Source organism: Paenibacillus sp. J22R160 (assembly GCF_059692135.1).
The window spans coordinates 1-17,024 of the sequence record NZ_JCAUAU010000038.1 but is presented as its reverse complement, the minus strand read 5'-3'; the positions used below and the strand labels follow the sequence as shown (position 1 = coordinate 17,024).

General features: G+C 40.0%; 21 protein-coding genes and 1 pseudogene. 18 read left to right on the top strand and 4 right to left on the bottom strand.

Going from position 1 to position 17,024, the window contains the following annotated elements:
• Positions 1-269 (bottom strand): IS110 family transposase (locus AC58UW_RS32885; RefSeq protein ID WP_497424702.1); only part of this gene is annotated, 269 nt, incomplete at its 3' end.
• A gap of 401 nt (positions 270-670) precedes the next feature.
• Between AC58UW_RS32885 and AC58UW_RS32880 the strand changes: the two genes are divergently transcribed.
• The 7 genes from AC58UW_RS32880 to AC58UW_RS32850 all read left to right on the top strand — a co-directional run bounded on the left by AC58UW_RS32880 (position 671) and on the right by AC58UW_RS32850 (position 4,825).
• On the top strand, positions 671-949 hold the full coding sequence (locus tag AC58UW_RS32880; RefSeq protein ID WP_497424701.1) for a class I SAM-dependent methyltransferase: 279 nt from the start codon (positions 671-673) through the stop codon (positions 947-949).
• A 17-nt stretch (positions 950-966) separates the two neighbouring features.
• The gene (locus AC58UW_RS32875; protein WP_497424700.1) at positions 967-1,599 is read left to right on the top strand and encodes a stalk domain-containing protein; all 633 of its coding nucleotides are present in this window, start codon (positions 967-969) and stop codon (positions 1,597-1,599) included.
• Between the two features lie 133 nt (positions 1,600-1,732).
• Positions 1,733-2,149 carry a VOC family protein gene (locus AC58UW_RS32870; RefSeq protein WP_497424699.1) on the top strand — a complete coding sequence of 139 codons (417 nt, stop codon included), beginning with the start codon at positions 1,733-1,735 and terminating at the stop codon, positions 2,147-2,149.
• Positions 2,133-2,486, top strand: coding sequence for a hypothetical protein (locus tag AC58UW_RS32865; RefSeq protein ID WP_497424698.1), 354 nt, complete (start codon positions 2,133-2,135; stop codon positions 2,484-2,486). The genes AC58UW_RS32870 and AC58UW_RS32865 overlap by 17 nt, the downstream gene beginning before the upstream one ends.
• Positions 2,487-2,693: 207 nt before the next feature.
• Complete coding sequence (locus tag AC58UW_RS32860) at positions 2,694-3,164, top strand: NUDIX domain-containing protein (protein WP_497424697.1); 471 nt, start codon at positions 2,694-2,696, stop codon at positions 3,162-3,164.
• Between the two features lie 514 nt (positions 3,165-3,678).
• Positions 3,679-4,128, top strand: coding sequence for a GNAT family N-acetyltransferase (locus AC58UW_RS32855; protein WP_497424696.1), 450 nt, complete (start codon positions 3,679-3,681; stop codon positions 4,126-4,128).
• A gap of 130 nt (positions 4,129-4,258) precedes the next feature.
• Positions 4,259-4,825, top strand: a complete 567-nt coding sequence (locus AC58UW_RS32850) for a GNAT family N-acetyltransferase (RefSeq protein ID WP_497424695.1) — start codon at positions 4,259-4,261, stop codon at positions 4,823-4,825.
• A gap of 382 nt (positions 4,826-5,207) precedes the next feature.
• Here the strand turns inward: AC58UW_RS32850 and AC58UW_RS32845 are convergent, their stop codons facing one another.
• On the bottom strand, positions 5,208-5,615 hold the full coding sequence (locus AC58UW_RS32845; protein ID WP_497424694.1) for a hypothetical protein: 408 nt from the start codon (positions 5,613-5,615) through the stop codon (positions 5,208-5,210).
• 389 nt (positions 5,616-6,004) lie between these two features.
• Here AC58UW_RS32845 and AC58UW_RS32840 point away from each other — a divergent pair, with 389 nt between their 5' ends.
• The 11 genes from AC58UW_RS32840 to AC58UW_RS32790 all read left to right on the top strand — a co-directional run bounded on the left by AC58UW_RS32840 (position 6,005) and on the right by AC58UW_RS32790 (position 15,545).
• Positions 6,005-6,436 (top strand): hypothetical protein, encoded by a 432-nt coding sequence (locus AC58UW_RS32840; RefSeq protein WP_497424693.1) that lies wholly within the window; start codon positions 6,005-6,007, stop codon positions 6,434-6,436.
• A 145-nt stretch (positions 6,437-6,581) separates the two neighbouring features.
• Positions 6,582-7,061, top strand: coding sequence for a DinB family protein (locus tag AC58UW_RS32835; protein WP_497424692.1), 480 nt, complete (start codon positions 6,582-6,584; stop codon positions 7,059-7,061).
• A gap of 108 nt (positions 7,062-7,169) precedes the next feature.
• The gene (locus AC58UW_RS32830; RefSeq protein ID WP_497424691.1) at positions 7,170-7,643 is read left to right on the top strand and encodes a hypothetical protein; all 474 of its coding nucleotides are present in this window, start codon (positions 7,170-7,172) and stop codon (positions 7,641-7,643) included.
• A 15-nt stretch (positions 7,644-7,658) separates the two neighbouring features.
• On the top strand, positions 7,659-8,510 hold the full coding sequence (locus tag AC58UW_RS32825; protein WP_497424690.1) for an alpha/beta fold hydrolase: 852 nt from the start codon (positions 7,659-7,661) through the stop codon (positions 8,508-8,510).
• A gap of 25 nt (positions 8,511-8,535) precedes the next feature.
• A complete protein-coding gene (locus AC58UW_RS32820) occupies positions 8,536-9,120 on the top strand; it encodes a histidine phosphatase family protein (protein ID WP_497424689.1) in 585 nt (194 codons plus the stop codon).
• A gap of 477 nt (positions 9,121-9,597) precedes the next feature.
• A complete protein-coding gene (locus AC58UW_RS32815) occupies positions 9,598-10,200 on the top strand; it encodes a hypothetical protein (protein ID WP_497424688.1) in 603 nt (200 codons plus the stop codon).
• 216 nt (positions 10,201-10,416) lie between these two features.
• Entirely contained in the window at positions 10,417-11,043 is a 627-nt protein-coding gene (locus AC58UW_RS32810) for a GNAT family N-acetyltransferase (protein WP_497424687.1), read from the top strand.
• A 428-nt stretch (positions 11,044-11,471) separates the two neighbouring features.
• Positions 11,472-13,517 carry a LuxR C-terminal-related transcriptional regulator gene (locus tag AC58UW_RS32805; RefSeq protein WP_497424686.1) on the top strand — a complete coding sequence of 682 codons (2,046 nt, stop codon included), beginning with the start codon at positions 11,472-11,474 and terminating at the stop codon, positions 13,515-13,517.
• Positions 13,518-13,680: 163 nt separating this feature from the next.
• On the top strand, positions 13,681-13,869 hold the full coding sequence (locus AC58UW_RS32800; RefSeq protein ID WP_497424685.1) for a hypothetical protein: 189 nt from the start codon (positions 13,681-13,683) through the stop codon (positions 13,867-13,869).
• Positions 13,870-13,890: 21 nt separating this feature from the next.
• On the top strand, positions 13,891-15,351 hold the full coding sequence (locus AC58UW_RS32795) for an aldehyde dehydrogenase family protein (protein ID WP_497424684.1): 1,461 nt from the start codon (positions 13,891-13,893) through the stop codon (positions 15,349-15,351).
• 47 nt (positions 15,352-15,398) lie between these two features.
• Positions 15,399-15,545 (top strand): hypothetical protein, encoded by a 147-nt coding sequence (locus tag AC58UW_RS32790; RefSeq protein ID WP_497424683.1) that lies wholly within the window; start codon positions 15,399-15,401, stop codon positions 15,543-15,545.
• Positions 15,546-15,660: 115 nt separating this feature from the next.
• Here the strand turns inward: AC58UW_RS32790 and AC58UW_RS32785 are convergent.
• Together AC58UW_RS32785 and AC58UW_RS32780 are read right to left on the bottom strand one after the other, a co-directional pair.
• Positions 15,661-15,936: pseudogene (locus tag AC58UW_RS32785) on the bottom strand (IS110 family transposase); the annotation flags it as partial.
• A 257-nt stretch (positions 15,937-16,193) separates the two neighbouring features.
• Positions 16,194-16,508, bottom strand: coding sequence for a hypothetical protein (locus AC58UW_RS32780; protein WP_497424682.1), 315 nt, complete (start codon positions 16,506-16,508; stop codon positions 16,194-16,196).
• Positions 16,509-17,024: the final 516 nt, after the last annotated feature.

Genomic DNA, 17,024 nt, shown 5'->3' with positions numbered 1-17,024 from the left:
GGAAGAGCTTTCATATGCTGAGCATTCACGACAAGAAACTCAATATCCTCAGCTTCTAATAAGTTAACAATTGGTTTCCAGAATACACCTGTACTCTCCATTGCTACGTGGGTACACCCATGCTTTTTAATCCAGTCAATTAACTGAAGGAGAAATACGGTTTTAGTAGGAAATGTTTGAATCTCCTTTCCTTCGGGTGTCATCGTACATGCAGTAATGGAATCCTTATGAACATCCATACCACATGCTCGCTCAATGATAATATCCATTCAAATTATCCTTTCCACGGCCTGAATATGGGCTGGTGCAACAACCAAAATAGGATTAATCTACCATGAGTGCTTCCCGAAGGAGCGACATTCTGTGATGCACCGTGGTTGGTGGAGTCAGACTAACGGTTGGGCTCTAACGCACCATAGTTTATCGACCTTCCTCACCCAGCCGTAGTAGAAGTATTGACGGATTTTATTCATTTTCATCCTCTGTGGTGCAGCGCTTGTCTTGCGCTGCATGAATGGCTAACGGGCAGTAGCGCGTGCGGAAAGCTACGCAAGTTTAAAGGACTCGCAAGATTGCTGAATCAATTATTCTTGAAATAATAAAAGGATTTTCCACAAAGTTCCAGAAAGTAATAAAGGAAGAGACATATAAGATTACGGGGGGGATTAAAATGTCAGATGGCTTGCAAAAAATTCTTTTTGACCCAATGAAGCACCCCGAATGGGTAGCACCCCATAGCCCAGAGTGGTATAAACAATTGTTTGGAGAAGTGGGGGGATATAAATACCCTTGGAAGTCAACGTTTGATGAACCGAGAGCTGAAATGATATTGGCAGACAAAATAAATTCCTCCCTATGTGAAGGTCGATTATTGGATGTTGGATGTGGTCACGGTGAATTTGCATTTCAATTTGCATTAAATGCAAAAGAAGTTGTCGGGATTGAATGATTGGGAGTGATGAGTCTTTGAAAAAGTTTATTTTAGGATTAATTTGTGGAATCACTTTAACTGCAACAACTGCTGTTTATGCTTCTGATTCTATTCAGGCATATTTGTTTCCAACCAAAATTGAAATTAACGGACAAAGCAAAGAATTACCTAGTGAATACAATATTTTGAATTACAACGGTCATGCTTATGTTCCTATACGCTTTATAAGTGAAAGTCTTGGTTTAGGTGTAAGATATACAAATAGTTTAGAATCAGGCAAAGTAATTTCGATAATGAATGAACCGACGGACGTGGATGAAACTACAAAAAAAATATGGCAAATTCAATATCAGTTGAAAATAGTCCAAGATCAAGCATCCGTAAAAGGACTTCTTGGAGAACCCACTGTAGTTAGCATTGATCAAAATGAAGAACTAGTATGGAGATACGATATTTCAGCAAAGTCAAATTATATATTCATGGATTCGGGGCAGGGTTATAATATTGATTTCAATGCCTTGGAAAAAGGGGAACTAGGTGCCCAACTTTTTATTCGCTGGTCAGATGAGGGAAAAATTAAGCTGATCGATTTAGGTTACAAACAAAAAAGTTGGATATACGAGTATTATCTTTCTCCTGATAATTCTGGTATAAATCTGATGGAATAGCAAAAGCGAATCCGAATGATTGTACCGCTAGTCCGCTATTATGCGACGGAGAACGATGAATTCCCGGATCGGCTTTCGTCTAAATAAACGAAGGCATCAATAACAACAAACCAATTCGATGAGGTGTTTAAAAATGGCATTAATGTCCACATTCACGAGCTTCAATCTGCCTGTAAACAACGTAGAACAATCGAAGGAGTTCTTCACCGGACTCGGATTCGAGCTCAACCCGCAATTCCCCGAGAATGAGAAGTCGGTAGCCATCGTGATCGGCGACAACCTGCAGGTCATGCTGCTCACCAAAGAACTTTTAAAGTCGCTCACGCAGAAGGAAACCGTTGATACGGAAAAATATGCGCAAATGACGATCGCATTGGCCTTCGAGAGCCGAGAAAAGGTGGATGAAATCGTGAATACTGCGGTCTCCTTGGGCGGGAAATCGTACGAAGAACCTGAGGATTATGGATTCATGTATCATTGGGCCTTCGAGGACTTGGACGGCCATATGTGGGCAATCAACTACATGAACACGAATGCAGCTCAAGGTTAAGGATAACGGAGAGATAAAAGCATTAGGTGAGGAAAGAAAGCGTGTTGAACTTCCTGGCTCGAAGTATATGGACCTTATCGAATTTTGTTCAATTATGGATGTAACAGAAATGGAGTATGAAGGCATTCGTTTAATAAATCTGCTGTTTGACGTTGATGTTTACGATTCATTAGGTTTTTTAGTATGGATCCCATCAAAAAAAGCTCTTGGAAGTTATGACGTTGAACACCAGAATTTAATTATTCTTCATGATGTAGATTGGAAAAAAATCAATAAGTCCCCAAGTGTATTTATAGACCGTATTCTCGATGGTGAATATGAGAATGATGAAGCATAAGGGAGCAGATTGCCTCAAGCGGCAGCTGTTCCTTTTTTATTGAATAACGGGCAGCATAGCCCGTTGTTGTGGGTCTCTTTTTTGCTATTCATCTATGGGCAGATTAGTTTAATTAAGATACTTATGCATAAGACAGGTAAACACGGGACTTTAATCGAATTATACTTCAAGATTAATATCAAACATTTCAAATTGGAGGAGTGCCGTTTGGAAGCTAAGTTTTATTACAATAATCCTGAAGCACCGACACCAAATAAGCCGACGAGTATTGGAGTAGTAGCAATTATCAAAAGAGATGACTGCATATTATTAGAAAAACGAATGGACAGTGACAGATGGGCTATTATTGGCGGAGCCATTGATCAGTATGAAAGCTTAGTAGATGGTCTTATACGTGAGATAAAAGAAGAGACAGGTTTAAATGTCCATAACATCAGTTTTTATGGCACTTTCTCTGATCCCTCAAGAATAATCGCATTTCCAGATGGTAATGTGAAGCGGATTATTACAATCGCTTACGAAGTAGAAGTTGAGGCTTTTACCGAATTAGTCTGCAGTGAAGAATCAAGAGAGCTTAGATTTATTCCAAAGGGTCAGTTAGAAAAAATATATATTGCGGAAACACATTTACCGATAATACAAGCTTTTATGAATAACAGAAGTGTTATTTTGGAGTAGCTATGATATAAGTAGGTCAATTTAAAACTAACGGAAGAATTAATTCCAAAGGCAATTGATATGTCGGTAAATGTTCGTTTCCGAGAAAAAGAAAGTGTTGGTTGTTCATTTAAAGATTCCAAGGACAAGGCTGTCTACGACGATTATGATGAAAGATCAGTAGCAACCCATTTAAGCTAATCCAGAGCTATAGCGCGATGGCTACCATTTCAGCTTTTGGGTAGTGATTCCGCTAATTGTGCCAAAAGATCTTGTCGGATGTCAAGAATTTTATCTCATTAAAGGTCGCGTAAATCACGGTTTTTTTGTTTTATTGGATAAAGTTCTTGTCAAAACCAAATGACAAGAACTTTATCTCATTCCCGACAGACGGCTTGAAGCTGATTGGTGGATGAACGAAAACTTCGAAATCTGGCTGAACTGATTAAGCTAACGGGCAGGTTACTTCCAATAGTTGTATAATTGAGATTGGAGACTGGGCTAGAGAAGGGTTTTAATTCAGGAGGTTGGATATGTGAATGAATTTATCATCACAAAAGTTAATCATCTAGAAACCTCGAAGGTAATGCGACTCGTTGAAGAAAGTACGAGCGAAGGATTTCGTCACATCAAACGATTAGTGGCCGACTATGAAGCAGGAACCAATAAATTTGACGGGGACGGGGAGGCACTCTTCATCGCTATTAAAGACGGCGATATTGTGGGGGTTTGCGGGTTAAACCATGACCCTCACGCAGTTAGTAAAGCAGTAGGTCGTGTTCGTCGCCTCTATGTCTTACCAAGTGTCCGTCGATTCGGGATAGGACGATTACTTATGGATTCAGTTATTAAAGAGGCTAAAAATTACTATGAGATGCTTGTATTAAAGACAGATAATCCAAAGGCAGATTTGTTTTATCAATCTATAGGATTTTCTGTTAAGGCTGATTCAGAAAATGATACTCACTTTGTGAAATTCAGCTAACGAAAACGATAGTTGAACCATAACTGGGAGCAGAACCTTCGGTGCTGCTCATTGTTCCATCGATATAACGGAAGATTAGCTCAAAAAAGGTATAATAAAATATAAAATAAACGATTTGGAGGAGGAGACAATGTTTATACATAAAATTGATGAGGACTTATCTTTAAAACTAATAGAATTAAGGGATGGAGAGAGGATATTTGAATTAACAAATAATTCAAGAGGTTATCTAAGAGAATGGCTTCCTTGGCTTGATGCTACAATGCAACTTGAAGATACTTTAGATTTTATCAAAATATGTCTAAAAGGTTTCGCTGAAAATAAAAACTTGAATACAGTTATATTAAATAAAGGGAAAATTATTGGAGTAGCAGGTTACAATAGCATAAATTGGTCAAACAAAACTGCATATATAGGATATTGGCTTGGAGAAGAATTTCAAGGAAATGGAATTATGACCAGGGTGGCTAGTGCATTGACCGATTATGCAATTGGTGAGTTAAACCTAAATAAAGTTGAAATTAGGGCTGCGGTAGGGAATAAGAAAAGTAGGAGTATTCCCGAAAGATTAAACTTTGTAAATGAAGGATGCATTAGGCAAGCAGAATGGTTATATGACCACTATGTAGACCACATTGTTTATGGAATTATGGCAGAAGAATGGAACAAAAATAGCCAGGCCTTTATTCAACCATAGTAAGAACTATAGTTAAATCACAACACGACACCAGCCGGCAATCATTCCCTGACCGGTGCGAGACAGTGTATAGGTTCCCCAACTGACCCATAAGCGGTAAGACTGAATTCAGTAAGTCTTAACGGGTAACCTCCGTAAACTGGTTCTAAGGATTTGTGATAAATTTTGTTGCAATTCAAGAAGAGTGGTACCGCGAAGGTAAAACCTATCGCCTCTTTGAGGCGATAGGTTTTTTGTGTTTAAATAAGGGAGGGAGTTCAATAAAATAGAAGTTTCAAGCAAAAAGCACAATCCATGAGGTTGTGCTTTTCTTTTTCCCTTGAGAGCGTTTAGGAATCCATCTACTGATGTTGAGAAGGGCAAGGGGGGTGTGAAATATAAATTATTGAGGATGATTTTCGTCATGCCTACGAGTTACATTAATGCTACCTTGGATACTCCCACCTTCACCAGAAGCTTCAATAACAAAATGGTCGTGAATAGTATCGTCCTTGGTATATCTCCAGACACAAGTCCAGTCAAATTTGTTTCCTTTTTCATTACAAATTAGAATTCGATTTTCCCATTGCTGTGTTCCAGCAGGAACTCTCCATACTTTAAATGTATTTGAATAGGCGGTAGATACATGAATAACCATCTGTCCATCACCTTCAGGCAAGTAGACCCAATTACCTTCAGGAGTAGGAATAGTTTTAATGCTCATTAAAGCTGGTTGTTGTGCATAAGCTACTCCATTGAATATCAAAAGAAAAAATACAGTTACTACATTGATAGTTAGTTTTTTAATCATACAAATTTCACCTCCATTGCTAAAATGCTCAACTCGACAGAAAATTATTTATAAATGGACTACCAATGCGGTTATGATATTTCTAGACCTTTAGAGCGGCTAGGAAGGCTTGTGGAGCATTCGTGGAGTGAGAATGGAGTAATTGTCAACAGACATTGATGCTGTTATGAAACATTTAGGTATTAATAAGGCACATTTCATTGCCCATTCAAGAGGAGTATCCTACGTATTCAAGCAAGCTTCACTTCACCCAAATAGCGTTGTCAGTGTCTCCTCCTAGCTCAACGCCAGAATCGTCTCCACCAGTTACCGAGTCAAATTTAGCGAAAGAAGATAACTCAATCAGAGCGATAGGGATGCACTCTAATGGGCGACTACTCGTCAAACCTGTGAACAAAGCAAGCGTAGCCTCTCTAGGGGCACCTAGTTGTTATGGGGCGGAGGCTGATCTCCGTTGGTCAGGAGACTATGAGGTAGTATGGGAATCCAAATCTGAGAGAACTACAACCCAAATAATGAAATTTCCCATTGAGTTCGAGATTGTGCAACAAAATGATTCACAAGTCATCATGCAGGCATTTACTTTTGATGATACTGATATATTTGCCTATGTCCCCCGATATACAGATTGTCATGGTCTTGAAACTTACCTTTTCGGAGTAAGAAGTGAGAAGGCTTTTCCGATATCGTTTGAGATAAAACCCGGAATGAATTGGACGGCAATAAATCAATTACCGCACCATCCATTTAAGGTTACCAAAGGAGAATTAATCGTGACTATGAGTAAGGTATTCATGGCTTTAATGCATCCTATTTGTTAAGACTGTTCAACTAACGAGAACGATAGTTGAGGAGCATGCTTAGCGACAGCGCCTTTTTTTATTGAAATAATGGGCAGGAAGACTTTATGATTTCGCGAATTAATAAAGACCATACGTCGTAGAAAAATACAGGAGGCTATACGCCATGTTGAAACTTTTCGAGTATAACTGGCAAGTACGCAAAGAATGGTTTGACTGGTGCGACTCGGTGACCGAAAAAGAGTTGCTGGAGAGACGCACAGGGGGACCGGGCAGCATTCTCTATACGTTGTTTCACATTGTGGACGTTGAGCACAGTTGGATAAGCGTATTGCAAGGAAAGCCGGAGCCACAAGAGCCTCCTTTCGAGGACTATGCCAATGTGCAAAAGTTAAGAGAATATTCCGCACGTTGCCATGAGGAAATCGCTCCATTCATCTACGCTTGGAATAGCAGCATGGAAACTCGTATTTTTGAGGACGAGCGCGCAACAGACAAATCAGAGCGCTTCAAATACGGAGAGATTATGCGACATGTCCTTGCCCATGAGATCCACCACATCGGCCAATTGTCCGTATGGTCACGAGAAATCGGAAAGCAGCCGATTACCGCAAACTTTATTCGAAGGGGATTGTTCGAAAGTTAACAAGTTCATTAGTATTTACAACTTGGTGGTTTCTGTCAGAGATTCTAATTATTCAAATCATATTTAAGGTGGACTTCAGTTTATGATTTAAATATTGTACAAAAAGAAGTGAATTACCCTTATGAAGGGCCTAAACTATTAATAAGACAGTTTGAAAGTAATAAATTAGAATTTAGATACATTGATACTTATGATGCGAAACGACAATGGAATAGAGTGTATGATGGATGTAATGGATTTAGAAAATTAGAAAAACTCTTTTTTGATTTACATTGGTTTTATCCCGACTTTCAAGATGGTTCCTGTGCACTCGAAGACAACCAGATTGTAGATATGATTGGAAATTGGATTCCAAGCTATAACTGTGAATCCGCTGCTGACGGATTTTTAGAAGTCATCCCTGAAGTTATATCTGTTCATCGCAATCTCGAACGCGCGCTCTTGAAAATTGCAATTCGTCCTATGTTTTATGTGGGTGTTAGTGAATCGAAACAAGTATTTGCATGGATAAATCACTTCCTAAATGACGAACGCAATAGCCCCTCTGAAGTATGTGTGATTTGGTTGAGAAATATCTTCTGAAAAGGAGGTTAACTATTGCAAGGTAAAATAATAAAAGTAAATGAAATATCACTTTGGGTTGAAACAAAAGGAACTGGTATCCCGCTCGTTCTTTGTCACGGAGGGCCTGGTTCATACGATTATTTGGGACCAGTAGCAGATATGGTATATGATCTTTGTCATGTGATCAGATATGATCAAAGAGGCAGTTGGAGATCAGAGGCAAAAGAACCATACAACGTTGAGACATTTTTAAATGATTTAGACAATTTGAGGATTCGTTTAGGATTAGATACTTGGATTGTCGGTGGGCATTCTTGGGGTGCAGGGCTAGCGCTGGCTTATGCTGCTAAATATAAATCAAATGTGAATGGACTAATTTATATTTCAGGTACTGGAATTAACCAAGATTGGCATGATGATTATCTTGTAAACAGATTAAACAATTTAAGCCAAGAGGAACGAGAAGAATACATTAATTTGCGATCAATAGAACCTAAGTTAATTGGAGAAGAAAGATTACATGTAGTACACAGAATTAGAGAACTCAGTTTACACGCGGACCTATATTATAAAAATAACAAAAACAAGCTACCAAGATCAGATGGACATTTTATGAATAAAGAAATAAATCTAAAGCTTGGTCAAGATTGGAATAGTATTATTAAGACAAGGGAAATTAGAGACAGCATTAATCAAATTGTACCCCCTACATTAATACTGCATGGTGCACAAGACCCTAGGCCATCGAAATATGCTATTGAACTTGCAAATTCTATACCATTAGGAGAATATTATTTAATTCCGAATGCAGGTCATTATCCATGGATTGATCAACCTGCCATTTTTAAAGAGGTTACTCGAAAATTTATTAAGAAAATTATCTAACTAATAAGATCACAGGAGTGAGTCAATGCAGATATTACTAATCCGCCATGGACAATCCGAAGCCGATATTCTTGATGTTCATGAAGGCCGAGCTGATTTTTCTTTAACAGATTTGGGGACTAGGCAAGCTCATCTTATGGCTCAATGGGTAGAAAAGCATTGTCCACCTGAAATCATCTGGTCAAGTACATTAAAAAGGGCAAAAGAAACAGCTCTGATCCTTTCAAAAACTACATATAAACCAATTATTTTCGAAGAAGATTTAATGGAAGAAAATAATGGGGTACTAGCGGGATTAACCAAGGAAGAAGCAAGAAAAATTCCACTTCCTAATTTTCCTCATGAAAGTGTTGAGAATGGAGAATCTATAATAGACTTTCGGGCTCGAATCGAAAAAGTCTTTTCTAAAATTATTACAACATCCACACAGAAAAGGATTGCACTTGTTGTCCATGGCGGAGTAATAAGTTATGTTTTGCAATCATTTTTGAAAATGCCTATTAATTCTGAATATAGATTTCGAACAGGCGATACAGGAATTCACTTATTGGAGATTAAAGATAAAAATAGAATTATTCACTATTTAAATAATACAGAACACTTAGACTAAAAACTATTAATAGAACAGCTCAGATCCTCCCCGTTAGTGGGAACGCGGCGGAAATGATATCAAGTTTTTGTCAAAAAAAAGACAACGGTAGTAGTAAGTAGTAAAGCAAGAGTTCCTTAATAAGGGATGCTGTCGGGTGTCAAGAACATGGTTACATTAAAAGTCGCATGTGATGCGACTTTTTCTTTTTATGTCCTCAAGTTCTTGTCAAAATCAGATGACAAGGACTTGAAAACTGACAAGAACATTATGACATTCCCGACGGATCGCGCTAAGATATGTATAGCTATTATTCTTGATCACGTTAGTTTCTGGTTGATCTAACTGGCGGGGGAGCTAAATAACAACACCGGCTTGCAACGGAGCCCGTTACGCTAATGGGAGATTAACGGGGCAATATTTTCACTGGATATCCATTATATGTTAAGATTTAGGTGGATGTATTGTAGTAAATGAGTTTCAATGAGGAGGACGATGATGAAACGGATGCCATTTGAACGCCCAACGGAACATTATGATGAACGAATTAGTAATATTGATGAGAAAATTTGCGATTTGATAAGACAACGAAAGGAAATATCAGATAATAATCCGGGTTTCCCACCATTTGAGTATATCTCTAATTGGGCAACTACTTTTGAACTCTACGAAGATTTCTTGAAAGCCGTATTTGGAACTATAAAAAATGAAGAACACTTCAAACCAATGGCTGAACCATATGGATTCAGAAAACATATTCCAATCTTAAAATCTGTTGAAAAAGGTGAGCTATTCTATACACTAACTTCTATGCGACAATACAGTAATGCAAGTGTAATAACTTTCAGTATAGATTGGGACATGGCAACGGAGCTTCCATCTAATCCTCACAAACACAGCCATTTTGAGTTGTTTTTAGGAGAACGTTATGACTGTCGAATGGTTAATGGTGGAAGCACTTCAGGACATTCATCTTATAATTACGTAGTATCGCCACCGTTATCTGATGATATATCGGGAATTGAATTTGTATTCAAGGAATTTAGCAAACCTTTTAAGACGAATGAGACGGGGACTAATATAGTTTTTAGGGTGGTATGATTTTAGCGAGATCGCACATTTTAGTCAGCATACGAGATATATTACTTAAACAAACTACAAATTGAGGCTACCGCTGTGAATACGAGTGGTAGCCTCATTAAGCGATCGGGCAGCATAATCACATCGCGAATTATTCAAGTATTTAGATCCATATTCAGTCATAATATATATCCAGTATACTTTATGGGGTAACCGGAAAAAGGAGAGTTGGATATTATGAATATGGCTGAGCTTAAGCGATTTATCATATCTATAGAGATTAAAGCACTAGAGAAAACACTAGTTGAGGGTGAAGGCGAGAGTCAGTTCACTTCGTTAGTACGAGATAGGATTGACAACCTCAAACGAGAAGGTGAGTGGATTCATCAGTTTGACGATGGGTTGACGAAGACTCGATCCCGATCGTCTGACATCGTCATTCGGAGCGCGGTCGCAGGCGACTTCGATAGGTTGTGTGACATCAAACGACGAGCTTCGTTGATTTACAAAGGAGAACTCGATCTCATTGCCGCCCATCCTGAGTGGCTCGTATGGGACAACGCGTTGGTTCCGTTCGCATATGTTGCAGTTATTGATGGGAGTGTCGTCGGCTTCGCAACAGCACTTCCGGAAGGCGACTTTCTCGAGCTCGAGGATCTGTTCACTGATCCTGACTGGATGCGCCAAGGCGTTGCCACTGCGCTGATTGTTGACATTGCGCGCCGCGGTTTGCGTATAGAGGTGACTGCCAAACAAGCGCAGGCATTTTACGAATCGGTGGGGTTCGTCATCATCGGCCCCGCTGAAACACCAGGTGGACCGGCGTTTCGGATGCACCTCGATGTCACGCTGCCATTCAACTAACATTGAACGATAGCGCAATAACCAGGGAGCAGATTGCCACGCGGAAACTACTCCCTGGTTTCGTTAAAGGAACGGGAGGTTATTGAAATCAAGTAAGAGCAATAAATTTAATAAATAGATCGTTAAGGTACTAGAGGTGACAAAATGAATAAGAGAAGTTACTTGATTATTCTGTTAGTAATAATGGTGTCCCTGATTTTTGCTGGGTGTTAAAAAAGGGTAACTATTATTGGAGGAGCAAAAGGTTGAAGCCGGCGTATCAGCATACATACGAGCAAAGTCTTTTTTATTGTTCACTTTCATACAATTGGCAGATTGATAAGATTTTAATTATGCCTTATATTTCCACAAAAGATCGTTCATCAAGAGTTAGCAATCGGCCAAAGATCTGCTGGCTTTTTTAGTTTACTAATAGGAGGACACTTGCAATGAGAGAAAATGATTTCTCTATTCCGAAATTAAGTGAAATCGATCGTATGGAACAACGCTTTCTCGTCGGAAGGGACCAGGAAATACGCCGATTTCAAGATCGTTTGAATACGGATCCTTTTTCTGGAGGAATCATTAATCTTTATGGAACAAGTGGAGTAGGGAAAAGTTATCTTTTGAATGAATTTCGAAGAATCTGCGTTATGGCACAAGCAAAGTACCTATTGATCGATTGCCGCGTACTGCCTAGAAATTCGTATGAAGTTTGCTTGCACTTGCTGAATGCGTTCAATTATCCTGTCGATCGTATAGAGCAAACGATTGGCATTGATCAATTGACGAAAATCAGCATCGATACGATTCGATCCTACGCGAACGGAGACAAACTGATCTTGGCCCTGGATACGTTCGAAGCATTCGGAGATGCAGAGCGCTGGCTAAGAGAAGGGCTGCTACCCCGGTTGATACCGGATATACTCGTAGTCATATCCGGCAGATTTCCCATGCAGGGCTCTTGGCTGGCATCTCCGGGATGGCGGCACCTTATCAGCAGAATGCCGCTTGCGGAACTTAATTATGAATCGGTCAAGAAGTATTTGGAACTGTCCGGTATCACGAAACAAAGTAGCGTGCATCAGATCTGGGCTAAAACCAAGGGTCATCCGTTGACGCTTTCACTCCTAGTCTCGACGATGCTTGTCGGATCTACTTCTCAATCCCTTGATCCTGATGATAGAGATGTGTTTTCTCACGTTGCCGCTGTTTGGCTTCAAGAAGTTCCCGATCAGGATATGAAGGAAATTGTAGAAGTAACTTCCGTATTACGCCATTTCAACCTCGAGTTGCTGAATTATGTGCTAGGGAAGTGCGTCACAGGCGAGCAGTTTCAGAATTTAATTTCTTATTCTTTCGTGCAACGGGTTGACCGCGGATGGTTATTACATGATTTGCTGCGTGATGCCATCGGGCTCGAGTTCCGTCGCCGAAGTCCGGACTTCTATAATCATCTCTGGTTGCGCTCTGCAGCTTATTATTCCGATAAAATTAAGCGATACGCCAAGAGCGGTATGGCAGCTTGGGAGAACGCCGAAATTCTATTTTATATCGGAAATCATTTTATCCAATTTCTCTTGTATCGACAGTCGATCGCATACAGCATGGAGCAGCTGCATCACGCGAACTGGGCGGAAGCGGAGCATTATATAGAACAGAGGCAAGTTACTGCCAAAGACGGAAACGTAGTATACGTGGACCAGATAACAAATGAACAAGCAACCTATTTAATGACGGCTAGGGAAAGCCTAAGTATTTTAAACCAAATACGATTGAATGATCTATACCAACTAGACCCATCTTGCGTAAAGCTCATACGAAACGAAAAAGGTAACATTTACGGTCTCATGGTTAGCATCCCCATCAACGAGCTTACCATGGATTATTTGAGATCCAGCCCCGTCTCCGCCGCGTACTTCAATCAGATTTCAGAAGACGAGAGAAAAGAATTAAGAGTTCCGGGGCATACGAAAGCCGGTTATTTCGTCAAAACAGTCGATGTATATGATTACTTCGACCCGAGTGTAATGCAGGCCGCGGTATCCACAATTATTACCTATATATTGACAGCAGGATATGTTGTTGCTTCCCCTACCGCCAATCCCATTTCGGATGCAATCCTTTTTAGTCTAGGTATGGATAAAAAGGAGGGAATCGTTCATTATGATTACGATGGAGTGACACCGACTCCTTATTACGTAATGGATACAAGAGGAAAGAAAATTATACCTTATATGGAAAAAATGATCTCTTCTTTCGGCCTTTCCTTATCGGCCAATCATGATTATCCGGATTCTGAAGACCAGCTGTCCCCTCGGGAGAAAGATGTCGTGAAATGGGTAATGAAAGGGAGTTCTAACAAGGAAATTGCACGTGAACTGTTTTTGAGCGAGGCTACCGTAAAAAAGCACCTTTCCAATATATTCGAAAAGCTAAGCATTAAAAACCGAGTTCAACTCATCAACCTATATAACAAAGAATCAAGGAAATGAAAAAGTCTCTTGGTTCCTGAGATGGCGACCTCCTGTACTCCTCTAATACAACTTTCGGATAATTCCCATACTTAGGGCACGAAGACTATACTGGTGTTGTCAACGGATTATTCGATCCAGTGGACATTAAACACGGAGGTGACTCGAGTTGACAGTGCCGCTAATGGCAGTTGTTATTGGTGCAGGCTGGGCAGGGGAAGGTCATACTTTAGGATTGAGAAGTGCGGGGGTTGAGGTGGTCGCAATGTGCGCTCGAGAAGCATGGGAGAAGCGAGACTATGGTCCTCCACCAAAAAAACGCTACAGGTTTAATAATCAAAATACACGAACTTTGGATATTCAACATGAATAAATATTAAGGGAGAGTGTCATTGTGCAAAACTATGAACAACTGAACAAGAGTTTTATCAATGGGCAATGGACGGAAGGCTTAAGTGATCGTACTTACGATATTCTAAACCCATATGACAATTCAGTCGTTACCCAAGTCCGTCTGGCAACAAAAAAACAGTTGCAGGATGCTTTTAAAGTGGCTAAGGATGCTCAAAAAACATGGGTAAAATCATCGTCGGAACAACGGAAATCCATCATTCAAAAAGCTGCAGACTATTTAAAGGCAAACCAAGACGAGATTCGTAGTGTCATTATAAGAGAAACGGGTGGTAATCATCGTAAAGCCTACATTGAACATATGACAGCGATTGCCGATCTGGAAGATTCTATAAAGATGGCGGATGAAATTGAAAAGGTAAAGGAAGTACCAGCTATGGTCGAAGGCAAAGTAAATCGCATTTATCGTGTGCCTATTGGTGTAATATCTTCAATTTCACCTTTTAACTTCCCTATGAACCTCTCCACAAGAACGATTGGTCCAGCGCTTGCACTCGGAAATTCGGTCGTTCACAAACCGGATATACAGGTTGGGTTAACTGGAGGTTCTATCCTTGCGAAAGCCTTTAAGGAAGCAGGGCTGCCAAACGGTGTTTTTAATATGATTCTGACCGATATTTCAGAAATCGGTGACGAAATGTTAACCAATCCAATTCCGGGATTTATAAGTTTCACAGGATCTACGGCGGTTGGCAGGCATGTCGGAGAACTTGCCGGTAAAAACCTAAAGCGGGTTGCATTGGAATTAGGAGGCAATGACCCTTTTGTCGTATTGTCCGATGCTGATGTAGACAGGGCTGTAGATGCAGCCGTCTTTGGGAAGTTCCTACATCAAGGTCAGATTTGTATGATTGTAAACCGATTTATTGTACACCAAAATCTATATAATGATTTTGTGGCTAAATTTGTGGAAAAAGCGAAGAACCTTAAGTATGGTGATCCTAGAGATCCACAGACAGTAATTGGACCGATGATTAACGAGCGTCAACTTGGAAGAACTTTGCAAGCTGTAGAGGAAGCGAAAAAATCTGGAGTAACATTTGCTCTTGAAGGAAAAAGGATTGGAAATGTTTTGACTCCTTATGTGCTTGTTGATGTTGATAATTCAAGCAAATTGGCACAAACAGAATTATTTGGTCCGGTCGCCTTAATCATTAAAGCAGACTCGGATGAACATGCAATTGAATTAGCTAATGAAACGGAATCAGGATTAAGCAGTGCAATTTTCACAAGCGATTTACAAAAAGGAGAACGTTTGGCGCTACAAATTGAATCTGGAATGACTCATGTTAATGATCAAACCGTCAACGCTCAGGGGAATATTCCATTTGGTGGAACTAAGGGGTCAGGCATTGGCAGATTTGGTTTCCCGTGGATTATTGACGAGTTAACGGTGTTCAAGTGGGTATCGATACAAACGAAGTATCGTGAATTCCCTTTCTAATGATTTAAGTTTAAGCAGAGGAATTATTAGAGGTGATTTGTTTGAAGATGAAAAAAGCAAGTGAAGAAGAAATAACAGCCATAGCGAGAGTTTATGTTGATGGTTGGAGGACTACTTATCACGGTTTAGTACCAGACCATTATTGGGACAGTTTATCGTATGATGAGGCAGAACAAAGGTGGCTTAATTTTTAAAATAATGGAAATGAACCCTTTATCTATATTGCAATTAATGATACAGGAAAAATTATAGGTTTTGCATCAGGTAAAAGGATTCATGACGAAAATTATGCTGGAGAATTATACTCACTTTATCAAGGTTGAACCAGTAAAGGCCAGTCGGTTCCATACCTACGATAACATGGGAAAGCTTATATGAAGCTTATAAGTCGCGAATCCAACGGTCGAGGGACCTGAAGCCATCTTCGGTATTGTTAAAAACCAATGGATTGTCTAGAGCGACACCGCGGAAATTAACCGCTCTAGCAACATGGGCTTCCTGAGCGATATCTACACCTACAACCAAATGATGAACGGTAATGTTTTCAATGAGTTGATTTTGCTTATCTTGTGCTTTAAACTTCACGGTAGAGCGTCCTCCTGGATGATGGAATTAAAGGGCTTTTGACCCGTGCGTACTTCCATCGTACCGAGGCGCTCATTTTTTTACAAAGCTGAAATTTATCCATCTACAGGAATCTAACGAGGAACGATAGTTTAATTAACCGCTTTAAAACTTAGCTCTGCACAGCTTAAGAGGCCGACCAGGATCCACTGGCCGGCTTCTAATCCAAGCGAACTAAATTGGTCACCTGTTGATTCGGGTATTCCTAAGTTACGTGTTCACAAGATTGAATTGGGTGAACTGTTCGGGATAAATCTGTTTTTGGTAGTTGTACCTGTTACGGTATGAGTGTGCCCATTTGCTTCTTTAAATACAATTGTGAAGCGATGAAAGTGATTCGGACCGCCACCATGTGGACCAACACCGTTAATGGACAGGCCCGTTCGACCAGAGTACGTATGCCGATGTCCATCTTGCGTTGTAGTCACCCCGTGGAACGTGTGAAAGTGCGAACCCGGAACTAGCACGACGACGTCTGACGAGTTCAGGAACAGATGTTGATGTCCCCGATTGGCAGACGTAACACCAGACATAATGTGGCGAACACGATTGACAGTTGGACTACTGCTACACTTCAATCTGCTACACTTCAATGATTATCAACCACCTTCTATAAAGTAATACAGTAGCATATTTTGCGATTGTAAAACTTGACACAGGCATTTGGAACAGTTTAATAGACCAAATCTAGAGAAAACGGTTATAGTTTTCGACATACATAGAAGGTGTGAAGGAGTTTTTGCTCCTGTTCTTTGGCTGCCAGAAGGGACAATCTCTGACAATCGGGTCAGCGCCCTCTACCTTGACATGTGATGGTGTTAAAGCCCAACATAGTGTGTTGAAAAGAGAGCGCAAAAACATACACCAAGTTTCGCCGCAGAAGATTAATCTGAAATAGAAGTCATTACGCTCCCATGAAAATTAAATCTACAGTCACTAAAAAAGTCAATAGTAAAGAAGACGCAGCTAATCCAATTTAAAAAAAGGGTGGAGCGCCTGAAATAAAGAGGTATTGGGTTTCTTAAAAGAATTAGGAGACTTCTGAAATG